Raw genomic sequence first — 12,770 nt, 5'->3', positions numbered from 1 at the left:
GTTTATCATATAATACTTCATCAGACTCTATTTCAAAAAATTCTTTTATATCTGCAAACATAATTTACTCTTATTAAACTTCATTAACATTATAAAAATAAGTTTAGAAATACAATAGATATTTAATCGAGGATATAAAAACAGGATTTAAAGTTTAAGGAGTGGTGGTGGCCACGGTTGGAATTGAACCAACGACACAAGGATTTTCAGTCCTTTGCTCTACCGACTGAGCTACGTGGCCATGTATACTCGTTTTATTTGAAAAATTGGCTACGTCGTTCTACAAGTACTGCGGTACTCACGTATAAGCACGCTGCATTCCTAGTCTTGTGAACTCCTTGCTCTTTTCCAAATAACACTCCGTCTACTCTTCATTTATTCAGAGGATGCCTAAATAGTCATTGAGAGCGGACATTGTTGAGTGGAGTCGTTTTTCCGTCATTGCGAGAAGAATTACGCAGTAATTCGACGAAGCAACCCAGTTAAAAAATTCTGTAAATCAGAATTTTTTTAATCTTTTTCTGGATTGACGCGTCGCGCTTCGCTCCTCACAATGACTGAAAAGTCAAATACAACAATAAGCTTATAATAGATTAATCATCTTTTGTCTATTCTTAATTAGTAATATTAGACAAAAATACTAATTATGATATTATAAGCGTTTATTTTTATAACGGTTTTTTTATGATCAAAATCGGTAATATAGAACTTTCTTCAAATGTAATTCTTGCTCCAATGTCTGATATTACGGACTTAGAATTTAGAAAATTGGTAAAAAGATTTGGTGCAGGGCTTGTAGTCTCTGAGATGATAGCAAGTCGGGCAATGGTTGTGAAATCTAGGCAGTCAATGCAAAAATGTGCTATCATGCATGACGATCCGACAAGTGCATGCGTGCAGCTAGCCGGCTGTGAGCCGAATGTAATAGCTGAAGCTGCTAAAATGAACGAGGATATGGGAGCAAAAATTATCGATCTTAATTTCGGCTGTCCGGCGAAAAAAGTAGTAGGCGGTTATGCAGGTTCGGCTCTAATGAGGGATGAACAGCTGGCAGCTAAGATTTTTGAAGCTACCGTTAAAGCGGTGAAGATTCCAATAACGGTTAAAATGCGTATGGGGTGGGATGATAATACGAAAAACGCTCCGACTTTGGCTAAAATTGCTGAAAACTCAGGGATTCAAATGGTCACCGTTCACGGTAGAACGAGATGTCAGTTTTACTCCGGTAATGCCGATTGGGATTTTATACGATCAGTTAAAGAAGCAGTAAAAATTCCGGTTATTGCTAACGGTGACATCACTAATTTTGCTAAAGCAAAAGAAGCCCTGCAAAAATCCGGTGCAGACGGTATTATGGTCGGTAGAGGAGCATACGGCAAACCTTGGATTATTTCACAAATTGATCATTACCTTAAAACCGGTGAAGGAAAACCTGCTCCATCTATAGTAGAGCAGCTAGATATCGTAACCGAGCATTATGAGGCAATACTTGATTATTACGGCGAATCTGTGGGCGTACCTATTGCTCGTAAGCATATTGGTTGGTATAGTAGCGGTTTACCAAATTCAGCAGAGTTTAGAGGTGCCGTTAATTTGATGAACGACCCTGCAGAGGTAAAAGAGAAAATTGCAGAATTTTATACGAGCGTTATGTAGATGAATAAATGAAAAGAATTTTAAGTTTTATTTTTATAATATTGTTTTTTAATTTAAGTTATGCGGATGAAAAAGCAGCGATTATAACTGATTATAAACCAGTATTTTTGCCTGTAATTGCTGAGAATAAAAGAATAAAAATCGCTATTCGTTCTTATTTAAATAATGAAAAATTATATTTCGTTTTAGTAGATCCAAATTCTTTTAAAACTGAGCTAACCCTACAAGAGCTAGTAATTTTACCTACGAATAAAACAGAAAAAGCAAATCTTCTAAAAAAATTAAATAAAACGCCGTATATTAAAGCTTTAAATAAATATAACTCTGCACCTTATATGTTACAAAATTACGGTGCTACGAGTAGCATGTATAAAGTAAAAGGGCAGTTCTTGACGATTGATATGTGTCCTTCTTCCAAAAGCTTTGAAGAAGATTTTTTTAAAAAGCTTATAGAATTATCGAGCAAACTAAATAAACCTATTCCGATTGCTATATGTGTTTCAGGCTTATGGCTTAATAAGCATACAGAAGAGTTCTTATGGTTATTAAAGCAACAAGAAAACGGTTATTTACAAATAACATGGGTTAATCATTCATTTAGCCATCCTTACTTTAAAGATAAACCTCTTGAAGATAATTTTCTTCTTTCCAATAAAGATGATTTTGAAAATGAAGTATTAGAAGCAGGGGAAATATTAGTAAGTTATAATATTGCTCCGTCGCCTTTCTTTCGTTTCCCAGGATTAGTTTCTGATCAAACATTAATAGAAAAGCTAAAAGATTTAGGATTTATTCCGCTTGGCAGCAATGCATGGCTTGCTAAAGGCGAAAAAGTTCAAGACGGCTCTTTTATATTAGTACACGGTAATAGTAACGAAAAAGCCGGAATAGATTTAATTATGCCGATGTTACCGGAATTAAAGTTACTTCCTATTGAAAAGGGGTTTTTATTACATGACAATTGATTAGCTAGATATTAAAATTGGAGCATCAATGACTCAAGCAGTAAAATCACCAGTAATTATAAATAAATACGGCAAACTTCTTATATCACCTGAAGAATATGAGAAATTTAATCAGCTTGAAGATATGTATTGGAAAATGCAGGCAAAAAATGAAAGTAAAAGCGGTTTTTTATTAGAGAAAGAGAGTAAAGATTTTTTAAATAATATATTAGACTGTGTAAAGTAATAGACTATAACTTAACTTTTCTAGTAGGGCTTTTATCTCTTTGAATATCAAGTTTTGTACCAAATAACGGAGAAGCTTGTAAACAATCAATAAGGGAAGATTCTGACGAATTTGTTATAATGCTACACAAACGTTTGTTTTCGTCTAATACTTCTAGATTTACTTCGATTAAAGGCTGCGTGAGTAAATGCTTAATAATTTCAGACCATTCTATTAAAATTAAATTGCCGTTTAATGCCTCTTCAAATCCAAGTTCGTAAATTTCTTCAGGTGATTTAAGACGATACAGGTCATAGTGATAGATAGTAAAGTTAGATGCTTTATATGTTTGCAGTAAGTTAAAAGTCGGGCTTATAATGCTCGTATTTTCACCGCAAAAATGTTTAATAATTTCACGACAAAAAAATGTTTTACCTGCTCCAAGGTCACCGTTAAGTAAAACTATATCATTTGGCTTTAAGCTTTGTGCAAAGAGTTTTGCAAGTTTTTTTGTCTCTTCCTCATTATTTAGCGTATGCATTTTTTAACTTGATTAATCATTTGTAAATATTGGTTCTGAAAAGTGTTTGAATGAATATTCTGAATATTCCAGTTTTCGCTATTTAATATTATTATTTTAGCGTTTAATTTGTCGTATAATCGTGAATTTTGTTCGTTACTTAAAATAAGACATTTGTTATTAGACTCTTTAATTAAATCTTCTAACTTGCTTATATATCGTAGGCTTTTTTGACTTTCACTATATAATTTTGCAGTTTTAATATTAGTATTAAGAAAAAAATACTCGCTACTATCACTTAATAAAACTACTTCTTTTATCGTTGCAAATTCATTATTTTTAATTTCTTGTAGCTTGCTTAATTCTTTAAGTGCTGCTGAAAGGTTATTATTAATATCTTCTTGTAGCTCAGGAAAATTTTCACTAAATATGCGTGCAAATTCCTGTAGTAAAATTGCAGTATTATTAAGATCAAGCCAAATATGCCAATTATCTTTTATAGTGGTTAAAGATTTAATATTACTGATTTTAATAATATTTTTGCTATGATTATCAATTAATTTCTCGGCAAAACTGTCAAATTGTTCATTAATATAAATTGCTATATCGGCATTTTTAACTTTAGCAAGATCACTTGGCTTTATATTATGGTGATGAGGGCAATCATTGTTTACTGCTAAACTCTCGATATCAGCTTTATCCTTAACAAGCATCGAAACAATACTAGCAATTGGCGTAATACTTACAACTATCTTAGGTTTAGCGTAGCTAGTAAGGCTGAAGAATGTAAGGAATAGTAAAGTTAGAATCTTTCCGATGTCATACCGTGGCTTGACCACGGTATCCATTTTTTTGGATCCCGCGATCAAGTCGCGGGATGACATTAGAAGTATATTATAAATCTTAATCTTCATAACTTTTCCAACAACTCCAATTTACTAGGCTTGAAATCCTGCTCTATCCAAAAATTTTTTAGATATTCTAGTTTTGCTCCTATCTCTTTTTTTTCTATATTCATATTTAGTAAGTCATTACCGTTTACTTGGAATTTCGGACGTAATAATGCATCATATTTATGGATAAATTCTTTTACTTGTGAATGGTTTAATTTACCGATTATGCTAGCTGCTAATAAATATTCCTTATAGTTCTTCTTTTCAAACCAAATTTTTTTTATATCACATTCAGCGTCATTTAAAAAGTTGATTATCGATAATATTTGTATTACTTCCTGTCTTGCGAATTTCCAATCGAGAAGAAGCTTTGAATTTATGTTTTTTAAATTATATAGTAATAAAGCATAATTAGTTGCTAATTCTAATGCTTTAGATTGCTCAAAAAATTTTATTTCATAATTTTGGATAGAGAATATTAGTTCTAATATTCCTATTTCAAACATAGCTTTTAAAATTTGTGCTGCTCTTTTTGAAACGATAATTTTATCCATTTCACTTTTAATTCGCTCTCGTGATAAAGTTTTTAAGCCGTCTTTTAAAGCTTTACATGCTTTAAAGATGTCGTCATCAAGTTGATTCGCATAATAGCTAGAAAACCGAAAAAAGCGTAGGATTCGTAAGTAATCTTCTTTAATTCTATCTAGAGCTTCCCCTATAAATACAACATTTTCCTGCTGCAAATCCTTAAATCCTTCAAAATAATCATATATCTCATTCTTAAAGGGGCAATAGCTTAAAGCATTAATAGTAAAATCTCGTCTTGCAGCATCTTCGGCAAAATCGTCGGTGAATACTACTTTGGCATGTCTACCGTTGCATTCGATATCTTTTCTAAGAGTTGTAATCTCAAATTTCTCCTTATTTAAAATAGCCGTAATCGTACCAAATTTTAAACCGGTCTGGATAGTTTTGATATTAGCTTTCAATAAAATATTTGTTACTTCATCCGGTATTAAATTAGTAGCTATATCGATATCATAACTGCTTTTTTCAAGTAACGCATCTCGTACGCAGCCGCCAATAAGTCTTGCTTGTCCTTTTTTATTTAAAAGGCTCAAGATTTTTTTATATCCTTTTGAAGGGATTTTTAAAGTTGTATGTATAACTTGCATTATTTGATTTTACCTATAGTATCGGGTAGTTTTTAAAAAGACCCTAGGGTCATCCACTCATTCCTTTATGTCATTCCCGCGTAGGCGGGAATCTAGTATTTTAAAGCTTTTAAAAAGCTCGATTTATCTCGCTTTAGCCTAGGGATCCCTGCCTACGCGGGGATGACCTCGAGTAGATTTTACCGTACATTCCTTTTTATTGCAAAAGATAAGTATAACAGGGCTTTTTTTTAAAAATCGTGATTAATCGTTATTAAGCTCCCGTGGCATTTAGCTTTGTAATTGAGATTGATATGAATTTTGGCTTTTTCACAATGATGATTATTATTAATGACAATTTCCTGTCCGTGATTAGTTATGAAAACATTATCTTTTAAAGGTAACACCATATTACCTTTTTGTCCGAACCAAGTAGCCCAATAAGTTCTATTAAATGTAGGCATTTTATCAGCATCAATTATAAGCTTGTCGTCTTTGTCTTTAATGCCTATTGCCATATGATTTGTGTCAAATATTAATTCCGGCTTTGGAGAGTAGAACATAAATATAAAAGATATTATCAATAATTACAAGAGCAAGCAAACGCCACGAGGTTTTCCATATACAAATCCAAAAAAAAACCGAATAAAAAAGTAATATGCTGAAATTGGTAATATCACCGAAATACCATACAGCTCCCGGTAAGCTATTAAAATAGGCAGCTGATTTTATGATTATTTCAATAAAAAATCCTATGATAATTAATATATAGATATCAAACCCAATCATAGTAAAAGGCAGAGATAGTAAAGCAAGCGGCATAAGAAAAAATGATGTTATTGGAACAACAATGAGGTTATCCGGTACTGAGTAAGTGGAAAATATGAAGAATTGATTAATTACCACCGGAGCTGTTATAATACTTGCTAAGAGGCTTGAATGAATATTTGAAGCCATATAAAATTTACTGCTCCAAAAATGCCTTTATTTTCCCCAATTAACCAAGAATTTTTTTAAGTAAAACTCGGAACCTGTAACGATAATACGGCGATAAAAGATAATTGCAAACTTGGATGAAAAATATATTCGGGATTTAACGATAATATTATAAAAGCTGCAATTGCAAGTGAACGAAGAGGAAAGCAAGAGCGTCCGATAATAATACCGTAAATAAAGATTGCAGCAGTAATAAATGCTCTAGTTGCTGTAATTTGCATACCGCTTAGCTCTAAATAACCAAAACTTCCTATTAGTGAACAATAAGCAGAGATTAATTTTATATTGAAATTATATGCCAAATAATTTGAGAGATTTAATAAAAATCTTGTAATAAGGAAAATAATCATCACAACTAAAGATAAATGCAAACCTGAAACGCAAAGCACGCGTGATCTACCGCTTTGCCTCATATCCTGCATTATTTGCCTGTTTAAACCTTTTGTCTTAACGAGTAATATCGCAGCTACAAAATTTCCTTTATCATTCCCTAGCTTTTCTATTAAATTATTATAAATATAAGAACGCACTCTATAAATAAAGCTATCAAAATTTGTCTCGTTACGTTCTATAATTTATGGCTGCGACATGGCATAGCCGTTTGCCCCTTATATCCGATAGATAAGCATAAAAACCAAAATCATATCCCCCGGGGGGAGTATACTATTTTGCGGCTTAGAGTTTAGCAAGCAAAGTAATTCTGCCATTTACCCTAATTTCTTGTATATATTTTCGGTATGCTAATCTTTACTTTTCGTAAACCACGATTAATTTTTTCTACTACCTAATACTACTTGTTCTCCTATAGTAGTCGGTTTTATTGATTCTATTTTACCGCTAATTTTTGTTATTATTGGTTTATGAAGTGTTGCACCGTGTAAATTTGTCACACGATATTTAGAGATAAATACGCCAAAAATAAAAGCAATAATCATTCAGTAAACAAACTGTAAAAATATATTAGAATATCTAGTAAAGGTTGATATTAAGCAAGCACAAAAAATGAAAAAAATTGTTATAAATGAAAACTCAAAATCAAGCAAAAAATAAACAATAATACCATAAATAAAACTAACAAAATACCAAATATTTAAAATTATACTGCTTCCAAAGTTTTTTAAAATATTGTAGCATTTCCAATCAACAGTTAAAAATACATTACATTATATCTATTATATTTTCAATCATTAGAATAACATTCTCTTGTAATTATAAGTTAAGATCAATTAACTTATATATTGCTTTTTATTAACTTATTTATTATAATGCCCAACGTTTATGTATATAAAATTTTAATTTAAATTGAGATATTTGTAATGAATAAGTTAACAGAACAAAATTTACTAAAAAAATCAAGATTTTTAAAATATTCTATGCTTGCCTCTATTTCAGTAGGAGCGGTAATGGTAATGCCTGTTGAAGGAATGGCGATGAGTAAAGAAGCATTTCGCACCGAACTCAGTAGGAAATTATCGCTAAATAAAGATACGATAAGTACCTCGCCGCAAATAGGGACAGTAATTGTACCGGAATCGGAAGTAAACACATATACTACATCTGCAATAAGAGAAATGGAAATATCTAAGCAACCTAAAGCATTTAATCCATTAAAAGATATTCCTATAGAGGATCATTATAAAGTGGTAGCACGTAGTAAGTCTGATGTCGGGAAAGCAAGAAACGCACGACCAATTACTAGAAGCAAAACACTTGTAGGTGCTGAAAAAGTAGAGCAAAATCAAAATAATTATACTCCTGAACCAACAGAGCAAACTCCTCAAAAACCAGAAATGATGATAACAGCGTCTTCGCCTACTGTTAGCCCAGCTTCAAATGGCTTTGTCACTGCACCTAATACACCAAATACTACTCTGGCATCACCGGAACATTATACTATGGCACTTGGTACTCCGTCATCAACACCGGCGACTCCGTATCAGCCTACTCAAGATGCTCAACCAAATGATCATTTAGGAGCTAAGACACCACCAAATACAAACTCAAAGGCAGTACGAAGATTATCGTTTAGCAGTAGCGAACCGCAACAGACAGTACAGCCTAGTAAATCAATAGTTCCTCCGATACCGACAACACCTATACCGTTGCCTATCAACAAAAGCAGTACTGAAATTGCAGCAGGAATGGTAAGTAATATATTACGAGTTAATAAGATGTTAGGAATCAAGTTAGCTGAAGTAGAATCGACAATTAAAAATACCCAAGGCAAAAAAATAAAAAACCATTACAACAGCTACAAAAACAGATAGTTTTATCACAGAAAAAAACAAAAGCACTAAAGTTAGAAGCTGCAGCGATAGGAATAAAAATAAAAGAATTAGATGAAGAAAATAGGAGTCTAGCTAGTTGGAACAAAAAGACAGGAGGAGTAAAAAATAAGCGTGAATTGGATAAAGATAGTGCAAAAGTAAAAGAAAATAATAAAAAAATAGATGCACTTCAACAAAAGTTAACAAATAAAAACGAGGAAGCAAATAGTTTATCTAGAGAAATAGGTGGGATAGTTTTAACAAAACCCCAAGGAAAAGCTCCGGTTACGGAGATGCCGCTGGTTGGGCCATTCTTAAATCAGCAGCAACAACTAGAGGTGCTTACTCAACAGCAGAAAGTCAATGCTGCTAGACAAGCTGTAGTCAATAAAAGGAGAATGGAAGTAAATGAAGTAAAAAGAAATAGTGCAGAATACAAAGATCTAATAAGTGAAAGAGGAGGAGTTCAATTAGAACAAAATCAACAACATATTGCTGAAGCAAAAACAAAAAAACAGCAACAAAAGGATAATAAGCAAAGCACTGAAAGAGAAAAGAAAAGAAAAGAAGAAAATTATCAAAAAGAAAAAGCAAGAGATATATTAGGACTCAGGGAAGATATTGCAAACAAAATGCAGCAAATATCAAATGCTAATACAACATCGAACATGTTGCAAGAATTAGAATTAAAAGTAGGAGCTATAGAGGATAAAAAGCAAAGACAAGAAGCACAAAAACAATTATCGAAAATAAAGAAGCAAGAAAAAGCTATAAAAGTGGCGGCAGATGGAGCTCAAAAAATATTGAATGATGCAAAAAAGGAAGTAAGTAGAACAAAGCTAAAAAAACTGCAAGAGCAAATGGGCAATTATGTTGCAATGGTAACAAATGATAAGATTGAAGGAAGTATAAAAAAACTAGAGGGACTAGTTCTTACTCCGTCAACCACTGCTTCTATTGCTACTATTTCTAAGCAGTTGCTAACAGCAAAGTCAACAATGCCATTAAGTCATGAGCTTCAGAGAACTTTGCCGGAGGATGAAGATGGGTACTTAGAGCCAATAAAAGTTCAGCAGCAAATACAAGAAAATCGTTCAAAAGAAGGTTCAAATCCTAACTTTACAACATATTTAGACTTATATCCGGAAGAAGAAGGGCTTAAAAGCATTGATTTAGGACTTGGGAGCTTGCCAATCGGTGCTTCGGTAATACCTCAATATGTAGAGGAATTAAATAACCTAGCGTCATTTCCTTCACTAAGCCAAATACAGCAAGAAAAGTCCCTGATAATAACAAATATGTTATTATCAGAAACATCAGCATTAAGTGATGATGAATTTAGAGCAGTGGCAAATGAAATTCATCCTAAAATACAACCTATATTAACATATAATAGGAAGAAAGAGACAGAAGCTAAACTAGTAAAAGCTGAAACGGCACATAACCAAGCTGTTCAAAATGCAATAAAAACTCCAAATAGTACTCAGGCAAAAGAGGCAGTAGAAAATGCAGCTAAGTTATTTGGGCAACATAATAATAGCTTTAAATTAACGCAAGACCTTCGTGATGAGCATAGACAGAAATATTATAAAACGCCTAAAAAAGTGACTGATTCCATTAATAGTTTGGATTTGGTAGTTCTTGCAGAATCGCAACAGTTAAAAGAACCTAGATCAAAAAGTCTAGAAGCTCTTGATTTAGCTGGATCTGTATCATCACAATTAAAGCAAGCAGAATATAAGTCGGTGTTATCACCTTCAATTAACGGCTTAGAGGATTTAAGCGGTTCTAATGTTATGAAATTAGGGAAATTAAAATCTGAACATGAAAAAATAACCAATGATTATAAAGCTAAGGAATTGGAGTTAGATACTTTAAATCACGATGATCCAAAATTTAAGAAGTTAATGCTCGAAGTATTTGAGATGTCGAAAGAAAAGATTTGGTTAGAAGGGGAGATAAAGTATCTAGATACGGAATCTAAGCCTAAGGTAACTGAGAGTAAGCCGGTATTTTTACGTTCATCTTCAGCTAGTAGCCTAAACAGCTTATACAACGGTCATGATTTAAGTAGTCGTGATGTTGTGCCTCCAGTAGATACTCTAACTATAGAAACTAATAAGGGTTCTGTAGATACCTATATAAGAGTATTAAGCAATAAAATACAAAAAATGGAAGAATTGCTTGGTTCAAGTTCTAGCAGTGAAGAACTTACTCATATTAAAGAAGCAATAGCTTATATAAGTAATAGTATACATGATGTAAATGAATTAGATGCAAGAATGCTTTTAGCAATAAATGCACAATTACAAGAACATGATGAAAAAATTTCTTCGTTACTTCTAGAGCAGTATACGAGCGAGGAAGCTGAAGATATTTTTGCTCAGTCGTTGTTACAAGAAATGTTAGTGTCAGATGGTAAATCAGAATCTACCTTACCTGTAGGCCATGAAGAACTAGAAGACACAGAAGTAACAGAATTTGGTATTCAAAAAGCAGGAGATACAGGGTTACTTGCACTACATGTATCAAGTAATGAGTGTGCATTGGCGTTAAGTGACGATAGAGAAAAGGAATGTTTAGAATTAGGCGATGGTAGCGAAGATGAAGAAGGGTATGATTCAGGATTTGAAGAGGAAGCAGAAATAATAGAGCAATTATCCGATTACGATGGGGATAACCTTAAAATAACAGAAGTTGATACTGCTATTCCTCTTGAACAGAAAGCAAAAAAAGAAATGCAAACGCAAATTTCAGAAAATGCTCCTACTTTAAATCAAGCGAAAGTTGTTAATACTATTGTAAATAATATGATTCGTAACAGATTAGATGCATCTATGAATATGGCTAATAATATTGTAGCGGTAGGAGCAGGTGATGAAGAAGAGTCTTGTATAAAAAGAGGTTTGTGGATGCGTGGTATGTACGGCACTAATAATCATGGACGCGTAGAAAATATGAACGGTTATAGAGGTACTAACAAAGGTGCTACTATTGGGTTTGACGTTGAAATCGACAATAATATTTTAGGTATAGCTTACAGTAATGTTCATTCAGTATTTAAATTTAAAAATAGTAAAAATAATGACAAAGAACTTATTGATAGTCATGTGATTTCTATTTACGGACAAAAAGAATTACCGAGGAATTTTGCACTACAAGCTTTAGTATCTGCTTCTAAAAACTTTATTAAAGATAAGACAACTTATTCATACGGTGATACTAAAATTGGAAGTAATGTAAAACATCGTAATCATAGTTATAATGCGGAAGCATTACTGAATTATAATTATCTTTTGCAGAACAAGTTTGTTATTACCCCAAATATCGGCTTAAGATATGGGAAGTCACGAGATGGGGTATATAATGAAACTGGTATTAACGTACAAGAAATAGCTCTTACAATGAAAGAGAATAATATATTGTCCGGAATTGTCGGTACTAAAGTCAAAGTACCTTTAAAAGATGCTCTAAAATTTAATAATTTAGGTCTAACGTTCCAAGGAGCGGTAGAACATACTTTTAAAGAGAAAACCCAAAGAATCAATAGAGTTGTTAAAATATTTGATAATACATTCAAACAGGATTATCTAATACCGAAGCAACCGAAAACATCCTATAATTTAGGCACGGGTATTATAGGAAGTATCAAGAATACTACTATTTCGTTGGATTATAATTATTATCTAAATAAACATTATAGAAGTCATCAAGGTAGTGTTAAGCTTAAGGTCAACCTATAATTTTTATACTTGCAATATTTGCAAAGTTGTTGTATAAAACTTCTAACTTACTGTCATGTCGTAGATTAATTCTATCACTGTCATACCGTGGCTTGTCCACGGTATCCAGGGAAAAACTAAAAATATTGATATTAGTATTTTTAACTGGATTCCGTGAATACATCACGGAATGACAACAAAAAAACTGAGCTGGTCATGGCCACGGTGTGACTAATATGTCTTTTGCCTGCTTTTAAAGTGAAGGCCCCTTCGTCTAGCGGTTAGGACACCACCCTTTCACGGTGGGAACACGGGTTCGAGTCCCGTAGGGGTCACCATTCTATATTTTTCTATAAACTCATTATCTCAAATAATCTAATTTGAAATTCAGA

At 32.7% G+C, this 12,770-nt stretch carries 10 protein-coding genes, 2 tRNA genes and 1 pseudogene; 6 read left to right on the top strand and 7 right to left on the bottom strand.

Translation table 11 applies throughout. The features are described from left to right. Positions 1 to 165: 165 nt before the first annotated feature. Positions 166 to 241: transfer RNA gene (locus tag A452_RS0100215), tRNA-Phe, on the bottom strand. A gap of 443 nt (positions 242 to 684) precedes the next feature. Between A452_RS0100215 and dusB the strand changes: the two genes are divergently transcribed. The 3 genes from dusB to A452_RS07740 are packed head-to-tail and all read left to right on the top strand — an operon-like array spanning position 685 to position 2,847. Continuing rightward, positions 685 to 1,656 carry a tRNA dihydrouridine synthase DusB gene (dusB, locus tag A452_RS0100210; RefSeq protein ID WP_014412023.1) on the top strand — a complete coding sequence of 324 codons (972 nt, stop codon included), beginning with the start codon at positions 685 to 687 and terminating at the stop codon, positions 1,654 to 1,656. A gap of 8 nt (positions 1,657 to 1,664) precedes the next feature. Next, on the top strand, positions 1,665 to 2,621 hold the full coding sequence (locus A452_RS0100205) for a polysaccharide deacetylase family protein (RefSeq protein ID WP_014412024.1): 957 nt from the start codon (positions 1,665 to 1,667) through the stop codon (positions 2,619 to 2,621). Positions 2,622 to 2,649: 28 nt separating this feature from the next. Beyond that, positions 2,650 to 2,847, top strand: coding sequence for a hypothetical protein (locus A452_RS07740; protein ID WP_014412025.1), 198 nt, complete (start codon positions 2,650 to 2,652; stop codon positions 2,845 to 2,847). Positions 2,848 to 2,851: 4 nt separating this feature from the next. Here A452_RS07740 and tsaE read toward each other — a convergent pair whose 3' ends face one another. The 6 genes and pseudogenes from tsaE to A452_RS10985 form a co-directional block, all read right to left on the bottom strand. Continuing rightward, entirely contained in the window at positions 2,852 to 3,367 is a 516-nt protein-coding gene (gene tsaE / locus A452_RS0100195) for a tRNA (adenosine(37)-N6)-threonylcarbamoyltransferase complex ATPase subunit type 1 TsaE (protein ID WP_014412026.1), read from the bottom strand. Continuing rightward, a complete protein-coding gene (locus A452_RS0100190; RefSeq protein ID WP_014412027.1) occupies positions 3,355 to 4,194 on the bottom strand; it encodes a metal ABC transporter solute-binding protein, Zn/Mn family in 840 nt (279 codons plus the stop codon). Before A452_RS0100190 ends, tsaE begins: the two co-directional genes overlap by 13 nt. A gap of 62 nt (positions 4,195 to 4,256) precedes the next feature. Further along, positions 4,257 to 5,414: a CCA tRNA nucleotidyltransferase gene (locus A452_RS0100185; protein WP_014412028.1), complete on the bottom strand. Its 1,158-nt coding sequence runs from the start codon at positions 5,412 to 5,414 to the stop codon at positions 4,257 to 4,259. 230 nt (positions 5,415 to 5,644) lie between these two features. Beyond that, the gene (locus tag A452_RS09185; protein ID WP_017208449.1) at positions 5,645 to 5,911 is read right to left on the bottom strand and encodes a hypothetical protein; all 267 of its coding nucleotides are present in this window, start codon (positions 5,909 to 5,911) and stop codon (positions 5,645 to 5,647) included. Positions 5,912 to 5,921: 10 nt separating this feature from the next. Continuing rightward, positions 5,922 to 6,802: pseudogene (locus A452_RS12680) on the bottom strand (ComEC/Rec2 family competence protein). Between the two features lie 354 nt (positions 6,803 to 7,156). Continuing rightward, complete coding sequence (locus A452_RS10985; RefSeq protein ID WP_017208448.1) at positions 7,157 to 7,324, bottom strand: hypothetical protein; 168 nt, start codon at positions 7,322 to 7,324, stop codon at positions 7,157 to 7,159. A gap of 381 nt (positions 7,325 to 7,705) precedes the next feature. On the opposite strand from A452_RS10985, the gene A452_RS11640 reads away from it, so the two are divergent. From A452_RS11640 to A452_RS0100160, 3 genes are all read left to right on the top strand, one after another. Continuing rightward, positions 7,706 to 8,656 carry a hypothetical protein gene (locus A452_RS11640; protein WP_410524389.1) on the top strand — a complete coding sequence of 317 codons (951 nt, stop codon included), beginning with the start codon at positions 7,706 to 7,708 and terminating at the stop codon, positions 8,654 to 8,656. A gap of 137 nt (positions 8,657 to 8,793) precedes the next feature. Then, positions 8,794 to 12,399 carry an autotransporter domain-containing protein gene (locus A452_RS07725; RefSeq protein WP_410524388.1) on the top strand — a complete coding sequence of 1,202 codons (3,606 nt, stop codon included), beginning with the start codon at positions 8,794 to 8,796 and terminating at the stop codon, positions 12,397 to 12,399. Positions 12,400 to 12,641: 242 nt separating this feature from the next. Continuing rightward, a tRNA-Glu gene (locus A452_RS0100160) sits at positions 12,642 to 12,716 on the top strand. The last annotated feature ends 54 nt before the right edge of the window (positions 12,717 to 12,770 follow it).

The sequence above is a fragment of the Rickettsia australis str. Phillips genome (assembly GCF_000273745.1).
GTDB lineage: Bacteria > Pseudomonadota > Alphaproteobacteria > Rickettsiales > Rickettsiaceae > Rickettsia > Rickettsia australis.
The sequence above is the reverse complement of the archived record's forward strand: the minus strand, read 5'-3'. Positions and strand labels throughout refer to the sequence as shown.